Consider the following 17,493-nt stretch of genomic DNA (forward strand, 5'->3'; position numbering starts at 1 on the left):
TATCTGTGACACCGGCCGAGGAGTCAACGCAGTGCGGCCCTGTAGCAGCTGCCGAGCCCGCGAGGCTGCGTTCGGCTGCGAAGCAGTCGTAAAACCATGCAACGCGGTGTGTCAGTCAACCCGCGCATACCGGATTTGCGAGGACTTCGTCCTCGAACGCAGGCTGCGCCAGCTGCTACAAAAAAAGTGCGCCGCAGCCAGTATTTTTTTACGGTCTTACAGCCCCCAGCGCAGCAACAGCAGCACCAGCACGACAAGGAATACCGTCTCCCCCACCATCAACAGAATGGGTTTGATGCCGACAGCCGCCAACTCCTTGAGCTGGGTCTTCATGCCCAGGGCGCTGATGGAAACCACCAGGCACCAGCGCGACAGTTCGTTGACCGATCCCTGCACCACCGGGGCCACCCAGCCGGTGCTGTTGATACAGGCCAGAATCAGAAACCCGACGGCGAACCAGGGCAGCAGCGGCGGTCGTTTGCCAGCCGGATCGGCGCCCTGCAGGCGGGTAATCATGGCGGCGCAGACGATCACCGGCAGCAGCATGGCAACCCGCATCAACTTGACCACCGTCGCGGTATCACCGGTCTCGGTCGACATGCTGTAACCGGCACCGACCACCTGGGCCACATCGTGGATGGTGGCGCCGAGGAACACGCCCGCCACTTGCGGCGACAACGACAGCCAGTTGGCAATCATCGGGTACAGGATCATCGCGAGGGTCGACAGCGCCGACACGCCGATCACCGTGAATAACGTCGCGCGTTCTTTCTGCGGATGGTTCGGCAATGCCGCCGCCAGCGCCAACGCGGCCGACGCACCACAAATCGCAGTGGCCCCACCGGTGAGCATGCCGAACAAACGCTGGAATCCCAGGGCCTTGGCCGCGATCACCGAGACGCCGATCGTCACCACCACCACAATCACCACCAGTGCCACAGGCTTCCAGCCCAGCGCAGCCATCTGTTCGAGGGTGATGCGCATGCCCAGCAACGCCACACCGATGCGCAACACGGTGCGTGCGGTGAACTCGATGCCGGCCTTGCAGACGCCGTCACCGGCCAGGAAGTTCAGCGCCATGCCCAACAGCAAGGCAAACAGCATCACCGGCGCACCGTAATGCTCGGACAAAAAGGACGCAGCCGCCGCCACGATCAGACTGACGACAAAACCCGGCGCCAGTTCGCGCGTTCGGCTATGGATACGGGTGAGAGCGATAGTGCTCATGGCACGGACTCCTCGGGAACGATGACGATGAATGCCTGGCCGTCGATGATCTCGACCGGGTAGTTGGCGACTTTGAGCTGGGTTGAATTGAGCAAGTAACCACTTCGCAAATCGAAGCGCAGGCCATGGGCGCAGCACTGAATCACTCGCCCCTCGAGGCGTCCGCCACACAGCGAAGCGCCCTGATGCGGACAACTGTCGTCGATGGCGAACAGGTCACCGTCGACGTTGAATAGCGCCAGGCTTTTGCCATCGAATTCGAACAGCGCACGACCACCGGCCTGCGGGAGTTTTCCGGCAGGCACGGGGATACGAAGACTCATACCGGTTGCCGCTCACGGGCACTTTCTTTCAGGGCTTCGCTCATGGCACTTAGTAACGCTTCGGCAGGCTGCGCGCCCACCATCGTCATCCGCCGGTCGAACTGAAAGCTCGGCACGCCGCTGGCGCCACCGGGGATTCCGTCAAAGGGACTGGCGTCACCCTTCAGGCAGTCGGCCACAGCTTCTGCATCAATGCCGCAGGACCTGGCAATGGCGAGCAAGGTCTCACGGCAACCGAGGTCTTCGCCCTTCTGGAAATAAGCGGCGAACAGACGCTCGAGCAAGGCGTCACGCCGGGCAGGATTGCCCAGTACGCTGACACGCTCCAGCAGCCGATGGGCGTCTGCGGTATTGGGCATGGTGGCGATGCGGCTGAAGTCGATGGACACCCCCACTGCCTTGGCGGCCTGCTGCACCTGGGCCTGCCGCATGGCTACAGCGTCGGCATTGCCCAGACGCTTGCGATAGAAATCGGCGAAAGGTTCACCTTCTACCGGCAACTGCGGCAGCAACTGCACGCCATGCCACACCGTGGTGATCTGCACATCCGGTTGGCGACTGCGAAACTGTACCTGCGCATGCTCCAATTGGCGTTTGCCGATCAGGCACCAGGGGCAGATGAAATCGAAAAACACATCAATACGTAAACGACGACTCACAACTTCACCTCTACTACGGATTCGCCCACCGGATCGTTGATCCGCTCGCCCTTAAGCCGGGAAATGTCCTTGTGGTAATGACACTTGGCATAAAAGAACACGGCCGCAGCCGCGATGCTGACCAGAGGCACCAACTGAAAAGCAGCCTGCAAGCCGATGAGGTCGGACACCCTGCCGGTGATGAACGGTCCAGGCGCCAGCCCCAGCATGTTGTTGGCCAGGGTCAGCGTGGCGAAGGCCGTGCCGTGGACCGAGTAATGGGTCAGGTTGGCAACCATGGCTCCGCACGGGCCAGTCGTGCCGGCGGCAATCAACATGCCCAGGCAGATCAGCGCCAATTGCACAGGCCCTGCCGGCAGGGCGAACGCCGCCGACAACAGCAGACAACTGCCCAGGCAATAGACGATGGCCAAAGTGACCTTGCGCTCCGGCGAATGGCGACACAGGCGATCACTAAGCATGCCGCACAGGATCATCCCCGCACCGCTGCACAGCACGATGATCGCCGCGACTCCGCCCGCCTTGTCCGTGGCCATGTCGTAATAACGATTGAGGTAACTGGGCATCCACACAACGACGGTGCCGCCGACGAACAGTTGCAAGCCACTGCCGATGTAGGCAGCAATCACCGAGCGGCTGGAAAACAGCGTACGCAACGGCCGCTTGACCGCGGTAGCCGCCTTGTTCACCGCCTGAGCGGCACGTTGCGGCGCAATGCGTGCTTCCTTGACAATGATCGGGTACAGCACCGCCAGCAGCAGACCGAACAGCGCCATGCCGGCAAACGACCAGCGCCAGCCAAGCTTGGCGGCGATTGCACCGCCCAGCGCCATACCTAATACCGAACCGAACATGCCGCCCGCCATGAAGGCACTGGCCAGGGTTGCCCGCATGTGTTTGGGAAACACCGAAATAACCACCGCGATGCCGACGCTGCCGTACGCTGCTTCGCCGACACCAACCATGAATCGTGCAATGAACATCTGCTGATAGTCCTGCGCCAACGCACACCCCAGCGTGGCCAGACTCCACAGCAAAGCCATCAGCGCCAGGCTCTTGACCCGGCCGAAGCGATCCGCCAGCAATGACAGGGGAATTGTCAGCAGCCCCACCATCAGGGCGACAATGCCACTGAGCAGGCCGAGCTGGCCGTCGCTCAGGGCCCATTCACCCTTGAGCATCGGGAACACTGCGTTCAATACCTGACGCGACATGTAATCGGAAATCAACAAGCCGAACGTCAGTGCAAAGACGATCCAGGCATACTTGCGCGCAACGCCGACGCCACTGCAGTCATCATCGTCTGCGGCGATTGGGTGAAAGGCCATGCAGCCTCCTCAAAGCTTTGTTTTATTGTTGTTATCAAGCGTGTTGCAGTGCAGCGAGCGGGAGGCCATTGACCGCCCGCGTCGTCTGCCGATCAGCCGCGTTGCGGCACACCTTTCTGCCCGGCCTTGCGGTTGGGGGCCATGCCATTGGCCAACAGGGTTTCTTCGATGCTTTGGTACTGCACACCGATGCGGTAGATCTCACGGGCTTCTTTACCCGTGGCGATTTCGCGACCCAGTTCATGGGCGATGCGTACGGTCTGCTTGATCTGCGCAACTGAGCCGAAACGATCGCCCTTGTGATCAATGATAGTGTCTTCATTGCCCACACGCGGGTGCATACCCATGGCCATCGACATGGTGTTGAACGGCATCACGTTTTTCAGCAGCGACTCGGAGGTCACGGTGCAACCGTCTGGCGCGCGGTGAATGAAGTTGAAGAAGTTGAACGGATTGGGGCCGTCGAAACCGCCGCCGATACCGATCCAGGTCAGGTTTAGCGGACCCTTGTAGACGCCCTTGCGCACCAGGCGCTCAAGGGTTTCCATGGCATGCATGCCGGTCAGCTGGAAGTGCGGCTGGATGCCGTTGTCCATCAGACGTTTGAGATGCTCGGCAACCCAGGCCGGACCGGCCGGTACGGTCATTTCGCTGTAAGCCGCCTGATAGGCAGGATTGGCCAGAGAGGTGCCTTCCAGGTATTCCGGATACAGCAGTTCCATGATGTTCATCTGGGTGGTGTTGATGGCCACCGTGACCTGATCCGGTTTTGGCGTCAGCTCGGCCAGCATGTGGCGAGTGTCGTCAGACAGCCACTTGGCGGCTTCGCCATCGCTTTCGGGGGCGAAGGAAATCGAACCACCGACCTGGATGATCATGTCCGGCACGGCTTCACGCACACCGGCGATCAATTCGTTGAACTTGGACAGACGCTTGGAACCCTTGCCGTCCAGTTCACGCACATGCAAGTGCAAGACCGTTGCACCGGCCTCATAACAATCGACCGCTTTTTGCACCTGCTCGTCCATGGTCAGCGGGATGTCTTCTGGAAAGTCTTCCGGCATCCACTCGGGACCATAGGGGGCCACGGTGATCACCACTTTTTCCATGTTTTCCGGGTGCAGGGAATCGTCGAAGAATTGCATGAGTTACTCCTGTTCTTATGATTGTTCCGCCCACCCGGGATCGTGCCGGGCAGGCGTGTTTACGAGAGCGAATACAGGTGCGGTCGATCAGTAAGTCTTGTCGCCAATGATCCCGGCGCGTTCCATCTTGCGATGGCACGGCGGGTAATCCATGACGGCGTAGTGCTGGGTACTGCGGTTGTCCCAGATGGCGATGCTGTTGGGTTTCCAGCGCCAGCGCACCTGATACTCGGGGATGTAGGCCTGGCTGATCAGGTAGCGCAACAGCTCACTTGCGCCGGGGTTGGCGTCCTGGCCGAAGCGCACCCGCTCGGGAGTGTGGTAGTTGCTCAAGTGCGTAGTGAAGGCGTTAACGAACAGCACCTTTTCCCCGGTTTCCGGGTGGGTGCGCACCACCGGGTGCTCGGCATCCGGGTACATCGCCTTGAGCGCCAGACGCTTTTCGATCGGCATGGCAGCGCCGAAACTCGCTTCGATGCTATGGCGCGCGCGCAGATCGGCGATCTTCACCTTCACGTCTTCCGGCAAGCGCGCATAGGCCTCGACCATGTTGGCCCACATAGTGTCGCCGCCCACCGGCGGGCACTCTACGCAGCGCAGCACGCAGCCCATTGGCGGCGCCTCGCGCCAGGTAGCGTCGGAGTGCCAGGCGTTTTCGTAGCGGTCCATCGGCTGGTCCGGCCGCTTGTAGATACGCACCAGCCCTGGATGGTCCGGATCGCTGCCGGCCACCGGGTGATCCTCCAACTCGCCAAAGCGCCGGGCGAATGCCACATGCTCGGCGCGTGTGATGTCCTGATCACGCAGGAACACCACTCGATGCTTGAGCAACTGAGCACGAATCTCGGCAAAAAGACCGTCGTCATGCACCGCATCGGCGAGGTTGACGCCCACCAGCTCCGCGCCAATGCTGCAGGTCAATTGTTCGACTTTCATGGCAGACGACTCCCTTAAATGACGAAAATCGATGAGCCCGTGGTTTTGCGTGATTCCAGGTCGCGATGGGCCTGCACGGCATCTTGCAAAGCATAGTGCTGGTTGATCTCGATCTTGATCCGACCGCTGCCGACATGGTCGAACAACTCGCCCGCCAACGCGGCTTTTTCCGCCGGGTCGGCGATGTAGTCGGCCAACGCCGGGCGGGTCATGAACAGCGAGCCTTTCATTGCCAGCAGTACCGGATCGAAGGCCGGGATCGGGCCAGACGCCGTGCCGACGCACACCATCAAACCGCGACGCTTGAGCGAATCCAGCGAGCCCATGAAGGTGTTCTTGCCGACACTGTCGAACACCACGTTGACCCCCACGCCGTCCGTCAACTCGCGAACGCGCTGGGCGACGTCTTCATGGCTGTAGTTGATGACATGCTCGCAGCCATGGGCCAGAGCGATTTCACCCTTGGCCTCGGTGGACACGGTGCCAATGACGTTCAGGCCGAGCAGCTTGGCCCACTGCGAAACGATCAGGCCCACACCACCGGCAGCGGCGTGCAGCAGAATGCTGTCGCCGGCCTTGAAGTTGTAAATACGCCGCATCAGGTACGAGGACGTCAGGCCGCGCATGGTCATGGCCGCGGCGGTTTCGAAACTGATGGTTTCCGGCAGCTTGATCAGCGGCGCGGCCGGGATCAGACGTTCGGTGCTATAGGCACCTAATGTATTGAGAAAACCGGTGTAGGTGACGCGATCGCCGACTTGAACATTGGTCACCCCTTCGCCAATGGCCTGAACCACACCGGAGGCTTCAACCCCCATGCCGCTGGGCATCGGAATCGGGTAAGTGCCATTGCGAAAGTAAGTGTCGGCATAGTTCAGGCCCACCGCCACATGACGAAGACGAACCTGACCTGGCCCGGGATCGCCGACGTCGACCTCTTCATAACGAAGGACTTCGGGACCACCGGTTTCGTAGAAGCGTACGGCTTTGGCCATTTTTTCTTATTCTCCAGTCTGCAAGATAGGTGTGCTGCGTCAAATTGCGCTGATTGGACTGTAGGACGCCGTCTGACGAGTCGCTTCTCATCAGACGACAATGGCTTTTCATTTCATGACAGTGCGTGTTGCATCAGCGCCTGCGGTGGATGACTTATCCAGTGCCTCTCGATACCCTGCGCACCTCGGTATGATGGTGTTCCAGGTCAAACCACCTTCCTTCCAGACGAGCATGTGATGAAATCCCCTGCAGGTTTGCTGCTGTCGGCTATTGAGCTGGACCGTGCCAGCGCCATCCCCTTGTACCGCCAACTCTATTTGCAGATTCGCAAACAGATTCTCAGCGGAAAAATGCAAGGGGGCGTGCGCCTGCCATCGACACGGACCCTGAGCAAAGAATTGGCGCTGTCGCGGATCACCATTCTCAATGCATTCGATCAGCTGATTGCCGAAGGCTTTTTGGCGTCGCGTACCGGGGCCGGTACCTATGTCGGCGATGAGTGGGAGAGCCGAGGGATTGCCGACGAAGAGCAGCGCCAGCCACCGCGCCTGTCCGACCTGAGCCAGTCCATGCTGTCGCTGCGCAGCAGTCACTTTCGCGGGGTCTCCTATACCGATTGGGACCCTGCGACCCCCACCTCATTCCTGCCCAGCCACAGTACTTACGACACATTCCCGCTCGCGGTGTGGCGGCGCTTGATGAACCGCCACCTGCTCAAGCCGACCAAGGCCATGCTCGGCTATGGCGAACTGCAAGGGTTACAGGCCTTGCGCGCGGCGATTGCCGAGTACGTCTTCGATGCCCGTGGCATCGATTGCAGTGCCGAGCAGGTGGTGATCGTTTCGGGAGCCCAGCAAGCCTTTAACCTGCTGGGCATGTTGCTGCTCAACCCGCAGGACAGCGTATGGATGGAAGACCCGGGACACATCGCGGCGCGCATTGCGTTGCAGGCCCAAGGGGCTCAAGTGGTCCCATTGCGGATCGATGAACAAGGAATCGATATTCAGCAAGGCCTGGCCGAGTGCCCTGACGCCCGCCTGGTGTTTACCACGCCATCTCGCCAGCATCCCTTGGGCGTGACCATGAGTTATGCGCGACGCCAGGCACTCATCGATTGGGCCGCGCAGTATCAGAGCTGGATCATCGAGGACGATTGCGACAGTGAATTTCGCTACAGCGGCCGCCTCCTCCCCGCGCTCTACGCCATGGACCGGATGGCTCGAGTGATCTACGTCGGCACCTTCAGCAAAGTCCTCTTCCCTTCGCTAAGACTGGGCTATGTGATATTGCCGCAAGCCCTGATCGAACCCTTCTGCACCCTGCGCGCGGTGATGGATCGCAGCCCGCCCACGCTGCTCCAGGCGACGACGGCGGACTTCATGCGCGAAGGCCACTTCCTCGGCCATATTCGCCGCATGCGTGCGCTGTATCAGGCTCGCCAGCAAGCACTGCTCAAGCAACTTCAGCAACAGCTGGCCGGCTTCTTCAACATCACTCCGGTGGAAGCCGGCATGCACCTGATCGCCTGGCTGCCACCCACGCTTGATGACGACGCCATCGCCAGGGAACTGGCCCGGCACAATATCCATACCTATGCCCTGAGCGACTACTGCCTTGAGCATGTCCTGCCACCTGCCCTGCTCATCGGTTTCGCCGGTACGCCTGAGGGCCAGGCACAGGAACGTGTCGAGGCGCTGGCCCGGGCCTTGAGCAAAATGGGGTACCTGCAGGCCACTTGAAGCAAGGCAAGTGGTCTTATGATTTAACTGATAATGGATCTATCGAGAGTTCCTGACTGGCGCGATAAAGGCTGCGCCGGTAGACCCGGCGCCTGACCAGGAACGACTCGAATGAACAATAAGATCCAAGAGCGATTCAATGCCTTGCTCAGCCACAAGGCTGTCGAGGCCGGGACACCTCCCCTACTGACCGAAGCACTGGCCCGCCAACTGCTCGACCGGCTTGGGCAGATGCGCTTGTTTGCGCATGCCTATCCCTTGCTGACCAACCTCACCCATGGATGTGTCACGCCGGCCGACCTGCTGGACTTCGCCTATCGCCACGAGCTGCAGGGTCTGAGCCTGCATCTGCTCGACGGCGAGGAAAACAGCCTGAGCCAAATGACACCCGCGCAGTTGCAGGCGTTTGCCGACAAGGCCAATGCGCTCGCACTGGATGTGCACCTGGAAATCAGCAGCACGCTGAAAAAAGATGTCGATCAGGTGATCGCCATCGCCAAGGCGCTTGGGGTTCGCAATATCCGCGTTTACTCACGCTACGAGGGGACGCTGTCACGGGTCATGGACGTGATCGAGTCAGACCTGCATTACCTCGCGCAGCAGGCCGATGAGCACGACCTGTTCTTCGATTTCGAGCAGCATGAGGAACTCAAGAGCGCCGAGATCGCGCAACTGCTGAACCGGCTAAACCACCCACGGCTGCATGCCTTGTTCGACTTCGGCAACATGATCAACGCCTGCGAACAGCCCCTGCCGGCGCTGCGGACCCTGGCGCCGCACATACGCCAGACCCACCTCAAGGGTGTGCGCATCGTCCCCGAGCAAAACGGCTTCGGCCATTACGGCGTGCTGCAAGGCAGCGACGATGACGACCTGCCAAGCGCTCGCATGCTGTTCGAACTGTTGATGCTCGGCGATTCAACTCCGCAAGTGATTGCCTTCATTCTTGAGCAGGAAAATCACTACATCGCCCCGGCGTTCCGCCAGACCTCTGAGGCTGTCGATCCATTCATTGCGTACCGGGAAATGAGTGACACGCCACTCCCGGACGGCTACTCGCTTGAACGAATGCTCGCCGACGAACACCGTTGGGCAAACAACCAGGTCGCCTATGTACGAGGCCTGCTGGCCGAGTTCCGAACCCTGGCCGAGTTGACCCTGAACGCCTGAACCCGATGTAACAACCAGCACTGCTTATCCAAGCCTGGAGAACAATAATGACAACTCGTGACAAGGCCAAATGGCTCAGATTCCTGATTCTCATCCTCGGTGGTGGCACCATCTACAAACTGGCGAACCTCAAAGACGCCTTCTACATCCCCATGCAAGAATTCATGGGCTTGAGCCACACTGAAATCGGCCTGCTGCTGAGCGCCAACGCCATCATCGCCACCGCGCTGTTTGTGGTGGGCGGTGTGCTCGCCGACCGCTACGACACGCGCAAACTGATCCCCATCGGCCTGATTGGTACCGGCGGCCTGGGGCTGTATCTGGCGACCTTTCCGCCGTTCAGCAATCTGCTGATCGTATTCAGCCTGTTGGCCGTCTGCGCCGATTGCATCTTCTGGCCCTCGCTGCTCAAAGCCATCCGCAATCTGGGTGACGATCAGGAACAGGGTCGGTTGTTTGGACTGCTGGAAGGTGGGCGCGGCGTTATTGATACCTTGGTCGCCTTTTCGGCGCTGGGCGTTTTCGTCGCCATGGGCTCCGGTGAAACCGGTCTGAAATCGGCAATCCTCTTCTACTCGGTCATCGACATTCTTGCCGGAACCCTGACCTGGTTCCTGCTCAAGGGCGGCAGCGCGCAGACGATTGCCAAGCCAAAGAACAGTTTGTCGAACCTCCTCGAAGCCATCAAAGTGCCGGGCATCTGGCTGGTCAGCCTCAACGTGTTCATGGTCTACATCGTCTACTGTGGCCTGACCTATTTCATTCCCTACCTCAAGGAAATGTACGGGCTGCCCGTGGCACTGGTGGGCGCCTACGGCATCATCAACCAGTACTTCCTCAAGATCCTGGGCGGCCCCGCCGGTGGTTTCATTGCCGACAAGCAATTCAAGAGCACCAGCCGCTATTTGAAGTGGGCATTCCTGGCCTTGCTGCCGCTGATGGGCGTCATCCTGCTGATCCCGAAAAGCCCGAGCTTTATCTATGCGGGCATGGCCGCCACGCTGTCGTTCGCGCTGATTGTGTTCTCCATGCGCGGCGTGTTCTGGGGTCCCATGGGTGAAGTCGGCATTCCCCAGCACATCACCGGTTCAGCCTTCGGCATCGGCTGCCTGATCGGCTACGCACCGGGCATGTTCGCTTACGTCATCTACGGCGCAATCCTCGACCATTTCCCGGGTCAGCAAGGCTACATCTACGTCTTCAGCTTGATGAGCCTGTTGGCCGTTCTGGGATTCATGGTGTCTAGCGTGCTGTATAGGACTGTTCGGAGTAAATCGATGCCAACGGGTGCGGTTAGCGCGGCGCAAAGCTGATCGGGTAATCGTTGCCTTCATTGAACAGGCCTTTCGGGAATGCTCTCACCTTGGGCTTGAAATCGTTGAGGGTTGCGACTATCAGTGAGGTTCAATCCTTCGAGGGCAATAACATGCCAACGACTGAAGAATCGATCATTGCAGCAGCCAGGCTGCGCGCCGCCTACCGGGGAGAAAACGAGGCGCTGGCTGCGGCCTCAGCGCTCGAAGCCGTGGCAGTGCTGAAAAAAACGTTAAAGGGAGATAAGTATCAGGAGGCGCTCGAAAGACTGTATCTCGAGTATTCAACTTCTTGATCTGCCTGTGACGCACTTGGCTGCGGCACATTGTTTAAAGCCCAGCAATAGACTGTAATGCTGTTCATCTAGGCGCGCTCTTGGATCGTGCATACCTTTGTGGCGAGCGAGCTTGATCGCGTTGGGCAGCGTAGCGGCCCCAAAAATCTGACAATCATTACCGATTTTTGTGAGTACTACGCACTCAAAAGGGAGCAAGCTCCCTCGCCACAGGTTTCTCTGATTCAAGACTCTCTTAAGTGAACAGTATCAAGCACTAGACTGGGCTTTTAGATGCTGGACTTACTTGGCAGGCATAAAAAAACCCGCGGACTTTACGCTAGCGGGTTGTTAAGGCTAGAAATCAATAAATTAAGTTTCTTCAGGCATTCTGATTACAACTTCTAAAAAGGTTTTCTGATATAGACCAGACTCACCAAATGACCCCGTATAGCCCCATGATTGGAATTCACGCTTTCTGTTAGTTATCTCAAACGATTCTAGCCGGGGATCAAAAGTCATTTCATCAAAAATACTATTTATATCCATCCGAGCATTAAAAACAGGAGAGCTGGCGGGTGCATGTTCAGTTAACGCGGCAATGATTCGAACCTCATCTTCATGGAAAAAGCCATTCCGCTTCAACATGAGTAACTTCGCTCTATTTACTGGATCCTTGAAGATATCCGGTCCAATGCGATTTACATCATTGGCTATTTTCTGGTTGAGCTCTTCTTGAGGTAAATAGTGAACTTCACCTATAAATGTAGCGATTTTTTCCCGATCGCCTACACTTCGATTTAACGCTGAAATTAGCTTTCTAGGAGTACTTCTTACTCTAACTCCTTCGTCACCAGGGCATGTATTACGCCCGTGTCGCGGATCCTTCACAACTCGAGAGTACGCCCTAAGCAGCGTGTCTGAATCAACAGTTGCTGACCAGCTTTGAGCATAAATTGGCGGAAGGCCTTGCCCAGGAAATATCTGAGGATATGGAGTGCTTTTGGACGTGCGGGTGATCACTATCTTACTTTCAATCACTTCATATGGGTCTTCCCAAAATGAAGGTGGCACCAACGTTATGCGCTTAAGCCTAAGAGCTTCCTCTAAGGCCCATTGAGGAAATATTCGATAGATAGGCTTATCTAAATCATCGATTCCAAAGATTTTATCACTAATGAATTTTTCTTCAAAGTCTTCCATACTATTGCTCACCTAGACTTCAGTCCCTATGCAAGCTTATCACTTAACAAGATGTAACTTCCCCTCATAATAAGGTAATCCGCGAACTGCGCCCTGCTTGTACGGCGGTGGTCGCATCAGGTTTCCAGGGTTTGCGCGACTTGCCGTTCGTTTGCCGCTCGGCTCGGTTGCATGCGTTGGTTATTCTATCTCGAAGTCCTGCTCGGCAGGCATATAGCTCAACAGCCAGGCGCACCTGCCCCCATTCCAGCTCGAATGGAACGAATGCTTCAGACAGCATCTGGAACTCGATCTTGCAATCGCTGCGCGGCCAGGCCATAGCCTGATCGGGCTTGGCTTAGCCCTTCCACTGGCGAGCGTTGATGTCCGCCGCGGCACGCAGCAGCAAAGCTAGCTGTTCTTCCTTCGCCTAGGGGATCCGGAAGTCGTAGTAGTCACGTAGAAAGTCAGCTTTTCCAGCAACACAAAGCTGTTAGCGTCAGGCCTGCCCTTCCCGTCCTCAACAATGATCTGCATCGGTCATCTCAACCTAGTTGAGCGCCGAGTGTAACGCCTGCTCGGTGGCTGCAGCAGATCCGCACCGAGATCGACGGCTTCACGCCGGACATCAGCATCCGCAAGGGCCGTGATGCAATCGCCTCGATGGCTTACAAGATCGCCCGCTCCAAGACGGCGCTGGACGAGGTCGGAAAGAAGCTGGTCGCCGATCTGAAGGAAGTACCAGATTGACGCCGAGCGCAAGCGCGTTCGCGACCTAACAGGAAGAAGTCCGCCGGCCGCTGCACGAGTGGCAGGCTGCCCAAGATGCGCGCGTCGACAAGCATAATGACGCGATCGAACACATCCGGTTGCTGGCCGTGGATTTGGACGGCATCACCGCCGAAGACCTGACTGACCGCGTCGCTCAGCTTGAAGCAATTGTCATGGGCAAAGACTGGAAGAGTTCGAGCCGGAAGCCGCCCGCGTCAAAGACAAGGCCCTAGGCGTGCTTCGCGCTGCCCTCACCGCCCGCCAGCAGTACGAAGCTGAGCAACTGGAGCTGACCCGGCTGCGCGAAGAAAAGGAAGTCCGCGACAAGAAGGACCACGAAGAGCGTATTGCCCGTGAAGCAGCAGAGCGTGCAACTCGCGAGCCGGAAGAGAACGCTCGCCTTGAGCGTGAAGCAGATGCAAGGCCCGTTCGTGATGAGCAGGCCGCCTCTGAGAAGCGCGAGAACGACCTGAAACTCGCAGCTGCCGAAGCCGAGCGAAAGGCCGAGCAGGCAAAGCGCGAAAAACCTGAGTCTGAACAGAAAGCCGGCTGGCAGACTGGGCATCAGTTCGACGTTGCTCTACCGGCCCACTGAGGATTTCGACATCGATTATCCAAAGCTGGAGCCAACGTTTCGATGAAGCACCGCCCACAACAACGCAAACGACAAACCTGGTTGGCGATGCCGGCCAGTGGAATTGAGGAGGCAGGCCATGGCCAAGAGTGGACAAGAACGATTGGCGAAGGCCGCCGAGAAGCGGCTTCAGTACGACGAGAAGGAATTGCGGCACCGGGTCAGGCTCGGCACCCGGCAGAAGCTTGATGAACTTATGGCCTGGAATCGCATCACGGAAATCAATGAAGCGATGCAGAACTTGATCCTGAACGCTCATGCGCTCGGGCCGACCCTGTCATACCCAGCAATGGAAAGTCCCCGCCACAAAGTGCAGATAAGTGAAAACGTGGCGCGGATGTTTCGGAATGAGAGTTTGGCGGAGCTGCGCAAAGACCCAGGCGACGAGAACTTCGAGCCGAATTGAAATCAAGCTGCATGCCACGTCACGGTCCATGGAGAGGCAGTCTTTTTGACCTTTATCCACTCCCTGTCACAATTTCTGCAACGCATCCGTGTGTACAGGGAGCCTATCGGATTCCGTTCAATACGAACTTCATCCATTCGCCCCAAGTTGAAGGGTTGGGAATCGGCTACTGACATTTGCTCACAAGCAGAACAGTCGTCCATTTCACACATCCATCGCGATTACAGTAAAAAAACATACTCCAGCGCGCATCCGAACAATGGCAATCAGGTTTACCCCTCCTCAAGATCAATTGGCCCTGTATATATCAACCACTCATTTCCGAGTTGTATAGATTTAAGTTGTGGTCCGCCGAACATGTCTTGATGAGGTCTCAAAATGTAACCGGAACCATCTGCCTTGGGTTCGACTTGGACAATGAGCCGACTTACATCGTCTCGGCTCCATCCAATTGCCGCAGCAATCTTTGCGTCGTTTGCAACGTTCCGAATAACCATCGCGAATCCCTTTCGTGAAGTGGAGCTTGAAGCCTAGCTCAGTGCAAAAAAGTTCCCATACCACCTGTCGCATTCGGTCACGGAGGGCGGCGCCCGACTGGAGACAATTCATGGACGATCAGGTCGGCCAAGGCGCGGCCCGCGGTCCACGCCGGAAAGATCTCGATCAAAGAAGCCCTGCGCGGCACCGGCATAAAGCTGGTCAAGCCGAAGAAGCCGCGAGGGCAGGTGTGTCACTACATCGGCTGCTGTCGGTTCATTGCCGACCTGCGGCGGTATCAAGTAGATTGTCGCAACTGCGGCGCGAACAACGCTCACTGATCCACCTTTGGTAAGTCGCGGTTAGTCGTCCTTGTTTGCCAGCACAGTGGCATGCGCGTCGCTTATCTCCTGGCAGGCCTTGGTTCCGTATGGGTGACCAGCTATCTGGAAACGGCTACCGCTATCCAAAATGAAAGCACTCGCCTTGCCCAGCAGAGCATGCACATCAACATCGCTGGTCTCTGCTGCCGCAATTACCGCGACAAGAGCTTGTTCCAGCGCAATTTCACGTGATCCAGCCATCTTTTTCTCCTTGATCCGGCCTCATGCCGGGCGGAACACAGATACTCCACTTCAACGAATCACGCCAGCCGGCGAGGCAATCGGCTGTCTGGAGCAGTTATGAATCCCTACCTGATCAAGGGCCCGACCCCGATCGGCATCAGCGGTGGCGCACCAGCGGCCCACATGGTCTAAAAAATTCTCGAAGCCCACGGATGTGCTCTGCCACCTGATGTGCATCTGTTTTTCCAGAACACAGGCAAGGAGCGTGAGGAAACGCTGATCTTCATCGGCCAGATTGCCAAGCGCTGGAGCGTGAACATCGTTTGGATGGAGTGGTGCCGCGTGTACGGACAGCAAGATGACGTATCCTGGTACAGACTGGTGGACTTCGAACCCGCAAGTCGCAACGGCGAACCATTCACTTTGATGCTCGAGTACTACGCTGCGTACCGAAAGGCAGAAAAGGATTTACCGCCGGTGTGCTACCTAACTTCTCAAACAACATGTGCACCGCTTACCTAAAGGTGAAGATCGGCGAGAAACACATGCGAACCTTGGGATACACGGAATGGGATTGCGTGGTCGGCATACGATATGACGAGCCGAAGCTCTACCACCGCATGATGGCTGCCAATGATCGCGGCGGCACCCGCTGGGACAACCTCTGCCCTTCCTACACAGCAGCCATCACAAAGGAGGATGTTGCCGAGTTCTGGAAGGCTCAGCCATTCGACCTGGGCATGGATTCAGATTTCGTCAACTGCGACCTTTGCTGGAAGAAGAACGAAGGCAAGCTGGTCAAAGCCATAATGGAAGACCCGTCGCGGGTTATCTGGTGGTCAGGGACGGAAGAAAGGTTCACCTGCGTGCTCAGCCATCGCCACGGTCGTACCAGTAGTTTGCGACCTTTGCGGCCTGTAGATTGACTGCGCTCCAGCTATCGAATGGCCCGTTCACAACTCCTATCACATCATACCTTTCGCCCGTACCGATGAGCACGCGCACCGTATCAGGCAATGCTGGACTTTGGACATTCGCATAATCAATCCATGCGTCCTTTCCTTTGGTGAGTTCCTCAGGGATGACCACTGGTGCCACTGGTTCTGCGCACATGTAAATCTCCTTTCGGCTCCATGCCGGGCCTAACACAAATACCCCACTTCAACGAATTACGCCAGCCAGAAGATCAGCTTGAGGTCCGGTATGGGGACCTTAAACGGCTAGTCTCCATTTACGTCAAGGTACCTAACCTCTTCGTTATATGGCGCAGACAATTTCAGTTTCACCGGCGGATCATAGTCGTACAACTCTACTGTTTCAATTAAGTTATCTTGATACGATATCTTTATCTGAAGCGACACTTCGCCATCAAACGTTCTTTCAAACTCATTTTCAAGAACGAAAGGATAGTTATCATCTTCGTGATCAAACGGACTCCTATCGTAATCTTTTTCGACTTCAATAGTTTCAGCAACAAACTTGAACTCAAGATCGTATACACACCCCTCTCGACCAACTGATATTAAGTTCGCCTCAACTAGCTCAATGTCAAACACCTCAACGCTCTCTAATTGAGAGTCCCAACCGCCAATCTTGAATTCTGAATCTATCGCATTTATGCACTCATGAATTACGTTCATGAAGTCGCCCCTGACAACATCTAGTGCTTTAGCGGCAAACTCAGCCGGCTTAATAGAAACGCTTTTGTTGACAGCATCAATGAACGCATCAATAGAATCGCTGCAAATCAAGCGGGGATGCTCTTCGGCAAACTTGAGCATATCTTTATCATTGGAAATGACGTGAATTATATGTCCTCGCTTTTCTGACAAATCGTCTAGTGCCTTTAACACAAATGCATCAGCGAATTCTTTTTCCTTCTCGCCAACAGCGAACGGCGCTAGCGAAGCAAAGTACCGCTCGAACACATAGCTAGGTTTCACACCGTCAATGGACACAAACTCGACATTATCAGAAGTGAGAAAGGTGTCGAAGCTGTCAATAAGCGACTGAGCAATGTCATTTACCGAAACATCCGAAAATATCCCATGTGCTGGAATTTTTGGAAGATTGCGAAGAATCATTGCATTTTTTTTTATCGCCTTCAGTTCAGAGACCGCAGCGGCGGCTTTCTTTCTAATGTGTGCAACCACTTCTCCTTTCGTGACTTCCGTTACTAAAAGATGAATTTCACCATCATCAATCAGACTTTTAAGTCCGCCTAGGCTATGGGTTAAAAACTGAAAATTTTTACCTTCGTAAATATTGGTATCAACAAACACCAGGCGTGATTTCAGATCCATGCGCGCTCTCCTTTTTTCTTGAATCATACGGAGCATTAACACC

The 17,493-nt window shown here is 56.7% G+C and carries 19 protein-coding genes; 7 read left to right on the forward strand and 12 right to left on the reverse strand.

Translation table 11 applies throughout. From position 1 onward, the window contains the following. Nucleotides 1-216 precede the first annotated feature (216 nt). From NHU87_RS03090 to NHU87_RS03120, 7 genes are all read right to left on the reverse strand, one after another. Nucleotides 217-1,227, reverse strand: coding sequence for a YeiH family protein (locus tag NHU87_RS03090; RefSeq protein ID WP_253545515.1), 1,011 nt, complete (start codon nt 1,225-1,227; stop codon nt 217-219). Beyond that, nucleotides 1,224-1,550: a Rieske (2Fe-2S) protein gene (locus tag NHU87_RS03095; protein WP_253545517.1), complete on the reverse strand. Its 327-nt coding sequence runs from the start codon at nt 1,548-1,550 to the stop codon at nt 1,224-1,226. The genes NHU87_RS03090 and NHU87_RS03095 overlap by 4 nt, the downstream gene beginning before the upstream one ends. Beyond that, a complete protein-coding gene (locus NHU87_RS03100) occupies nt 1,547-2,209 on the reverse strand; it encodes a DsbA family oxidoreductase (RefSeq protein WP_253545519.1) in 663 nt (220 codons plus the stop codon). The genes NHU87_RS03095 and NHU87_RS03100 overlap by 4 nt, the downstream gene beginning before the upstream one ends. After that, nucleotides 2,206-3,537 carry an MFS transporter gene (locus NHU87_RS03105; protein WP_253545521.1) on the reverse strand — a complete coding sequence of 444 codons (1,332 nt, stop codon included), beginning with the start codon at nt 3,535-3,537 and terminating at the stop codon, nt 2,206-2,208. The genes NHU87_RS03100 and NHU87_RS03105 overlap by 4 nt, the downstream gene beginning before the upstream one ends. 92 nt (nt 3,538-3,629) lie before the next feature. After that, a complete protein-coding gene (locus tag NHU87_RS03110; RefSeq protein ID WP_253545523.1) occupies nt 3,630-4,682 on the reverse strand; it encodes a 3-keto-5-aminohexanoate cleavage protein in 1,053 nt (350 codons plus the stop codon). 87 nt (nt 4,683-4,769) lie between these two features. Continuing rightward, nucleotides 4,770-5,618 carry a TauD/TfdA dioxygenase family protein gene (locus tag NHU87_RS03115; protein WP_253545525.1) on the reverse strand — a complete coding sequence of 283 codons (849 nt, stop codon included), beginning with the start codon at nt 5,616-5,618 and terminating at the stop codon, nt 4,770-4,772. A 14-nt stretch (nt 5,619-5,632) separates the two neighbouring features. Then, entirely contained in the window at nt 5,633-6,613 is a 981-nt protein-coding gene (locus tag NHU87_RS03120) for a quinone oxidoreductase family protein (protein ID WP_253545527.1), read from the reverse strand. 237 nt (nt 6,614-6,850) lie between these two features. Between NHU87_RS03120 and NHU87_RS03125 the strand changes: the two genes are divergently transcribed. The 4 genes from NHU87_RS03125 (at nt 6,851) to NHU87_RS03140 (ending at nt 11,132) form a co-directional block, all read left to right on the forward strand. Continuing rightward, nucleotides 6,851-8,353, forward strand: coding sequence for a PLP-dependent aminotransferase family protein (locus NHU87_RS03125; protein WP_253545529.1), 1,503 nt, complete (start codon nt 6,851-6,853; stop codon nt 8,351-8,353). Nucleotides 8,354-8,464: 111 nt separating this feature from the next. After that, a complete protein-coding gene (locus NHU87_RS03130) occupies nt 8,465-9,523 on the forward strand; it encodes a sugar phosphate isomerase/epimerase family protein (RefSeq protein ID WP_253545531.1) in 1,059 nt (352 codons plus the stop codon). Between the two features lie 47 nt (nt 9,524-9,570). Further along, on the forward strand, nt 9,571-10,836 hold the full coding sequence (locus NHU87_RS03135; RefSeq protein ID WP_253545533.1) for an MFS transporter: 1,266 nt from the start codon (nt 9,571-9,573) through the stop codon (nt 10,834-10,836). Nucleotides 10,837-10,949: 113 nt separating this feature from the next. Beyond that, nucleotides 10,950-11,132, forward strand: coding sequence for a hypothetical protein (locus tag NHU87_RS03140; RefSeq protein ID WP_253545535.1), 183 nt, complete (start codon nt 10,950-10,952; stop codon nt 11,130-11,132). A gap of 351 nt (nt 11,133-11,483) precedes the next feature. Here the strand turns inward: NHU87_RS03140 and NHU87_RS03145 are convergent, their stop codons facing one another. Both NHU87_RS03145 and NHU87_RS28465 read right to left on the reverse strand, forming a co-directional pair. Further along, complete coding sequence (locus NHU87_RS03145; protein ID WP_253545537.1) at nt 11,484-12,314, reverse strand: hypothetical protein; 831 nt, start codon at nt 12,312-12,314, stop codon at nt 11,484-11,486. A gap of 390 nt (nt 12,315-12,704) precedes the next feature. Continuing rightward, a complete protein-coding gene (locus NHU87_RS28465; protein WP_367399005.1) occupies nt 12,705-12,830 on the reverse strand; it encodes a DnaT-like ssDNA-binding protein in 126 nt (41 codons plus the stop codon). A gap of 469 nt (nt 12,831-13,299) precedes the next feature. Here NHU87_RS28465 and NHU87_RS03150 point away from each other — a divergent pair, with 469 nt between their 5' ends. Beyond that, nucleotides 13,300-13,659 (forward strand): hypothetical protein, encoded by a 360-nt coding sequence (locus tag NHU87_RS03150; RefSeq protein ID WP_253545539.1) that lies wholly within the window; start codon nt 13,300-13,302, stop codon nt 13,657-13,659. A gap of 118 nt (nt 13,660-13,777) precedes the next feature. Further along, nucleotides 13,778-14,104: a hypothetical protein gene (locus tag NHU87_RS03155; RefSeq protein ID WP_253545541.1), complete on the forward strand. Its 327-nt coding sequence runs from the start codon at nt 13,778-13,780 to the stop codon at nt 14,102-14,104. A gap of 839 nt (nt 14,105-14,943) precedes the next feature. On the opposite strand, the gene NHU87_RS03160 is transcribed toward NHU87_RS03155, so the two are convergent. Beyond that, nucleotides 14,944-15,165, reverse strand: a complete 222-nt coding sequence (locus NHU87_RS03160) for a hypothetical protein (protein WP_253545543.1) — start codon at nt 15,163-15,165, stop codon at nt 14,944-14,946. 51 nt (nt 15,166-15,216) lie between these two features. Beyond that, on the reverse strand, nt 15,217-15,504 hold the full coding sequence (locus NHU87_RS03165; protein WP_253545545.1) for a hypothetical protein: 288 nt from the start codon (nt 15,502-15,504) through the stop codon (nt 15,217-15,219). 122 nt (nt 15,505-15,626) lie between these two features. Between NHU87_RS03165 and NHU87_RS03170 the strand changes: the two genes are divergently transcribed. After that, on the forward strand, nt 15,627-16,073 hold the full coding sequence (locus NHU87_RS03170) for a hypothetical protein (protein ID WP_253545546.1): 447 nt from the start codon (nt 15,627-15,629) through the stop codon (nt 16,071-16,073). 294 nt (nt 16,074-16,367) lie between these two features. Here the strand turns inward: NHU87_RS03170 and NHU87_RS03175 are convergent, their stop codons facing one another. Further along, nucleotides 16,368-17,450, reverse strand: coding sequence for a PIN domain-containing protein (locus NHU87_RS03175; RefSeq protein ID WP_253545548.1), 1,083 nt, complete (start codon nt 17,448-17,450; stop codon nt 16,368-16,370). Nucleotides 17,451-17,493: the final 43 nt, after the last annotated feature.

This window comes from Pseudomonas mandelii (genome assembly GCF_024138395.1).
GTDB lineage: Bacteria > Pseudomonadota > Gammaproteobacteria > Pseudomonadales > Pseudomonadaceae > Aquipseudomonas > Aquipseudomonas mandelii_E.

What these genes read in the sequence shown, in the direction of transcription:
- NHU87_RS03115 (WP_253545525.1), bottom strand. Translation starts at nt 5,618, where the DNA reads ATGAAAGTCGAACAATTGACCTGCAGCATTGGCGCGGAGCTGGTGGGC.
- NHU87_RS03130 (WP_253545531.1), top strand. Translation starts at nt 8,465, where the DNA reads ATGAACAATAAGATCCAAGAGCGATTCAATGCCTTGCTCAGCCACAAG.
- NHU87_RS03135 (WP_253545533.1), top strand. Translation starts at nt 9,571, where the DNA reads ATGACAACTCGTGACAAGGCCAAATGGCTCAGATTCCTGATTCTCATC.
- NHU87_RS03125 (WP_253545529.1), top strand. Translation starts at nt 6,851, where the DNA reads ATGAAATCCCCTGCAGGTTTGCTGCTGTCGGCTATTGAGCTGGACCGT.
- NHU87_RS03160 (WP_253545543.1), bottom strand. Translation starts at nt 15,165, where the DNA reads ATGGCTGGATCACGTGAAATTGCGCTGGAACAAGCTCTTGTCGCGGTA.
- NHU87_RS03120 (WP_253545527.1), bottom strand. Translation starts at nt 6,613, where the DNA reads ATGGCCAAAGCCGTACGCTTCTACGAAACCGGTGGTCCCGAAGTCCTT.
- NHU87_RS03095 (WP_253545517.1), bottom strand. Translation starts at nt 1,550, where the DNA reads ATGAGTCTTCGTATCCCCGTGCCTGCCGGAAAACTCCCGCAGGCCGGT.
- NHU87_RS03140 (WP_253545535.1), top strand. Translation starts at nt 10,950, where the DNA reads ATGCCAACGACTGAAGAATCGATCATTGCAGCAGCCAGGCTGCGCGCC.
- NHU87_RS03145 (WP_253545537.1), bottom strand. Translation starts at nt 12,314, where the DNA reads ATGGAAGACTTTGAAGAAAAATTCATTAGTGATAAAATCTTTGGAATC.
- NHU87_RS03090 (WP_253545515.1), bottom strand. Translation starts at nt 1,227, where the DNA reads ATGAGCACTATCGCTCTCACCCGTATCCATAGCCGAACGCGCGAACTG.
- NHU87_RS03155 (WP_253545541.1), top strand. Translation starts at nt 13,778, where the DNA reads ATGGCCAAGAGTGGACAAGAACGATTGGCGAAGGCCGCCGAGAAGCGG.
- NHU87_RS28465 (WP_367399005.1), bottom strand. Translation starts at nt 12,830, where the DNA reads ATGCAGATCATTGTTGAGGACGGGAAGGGCAGGCCTGACGCTAACAGC.
- NHU87_RS03175 (WP_253545548.1), bottom strand. Translation starts at nt 17,450, where the DNA reads ATGGATCTGAAATCACGCCTGGTGTTTGTTGATACCAATATTTACGAA.
- NHU87_RS03110 (WP_253545523.1), bottom strand. Translation starts at nt 4,682, where the DNA reads ATGCAATTCTTCGACGATTCCCTGCACCCGGAAAACATGGAAAAAGTG.
- NHU87_RS03105 (WP_253545521.1), bottom strand. Translation starts at nt 3,537, where the DNA reads ATGGCCTTTCACCCAATCGCCGCAGACGATGATGACTGCAGTGGCGTC.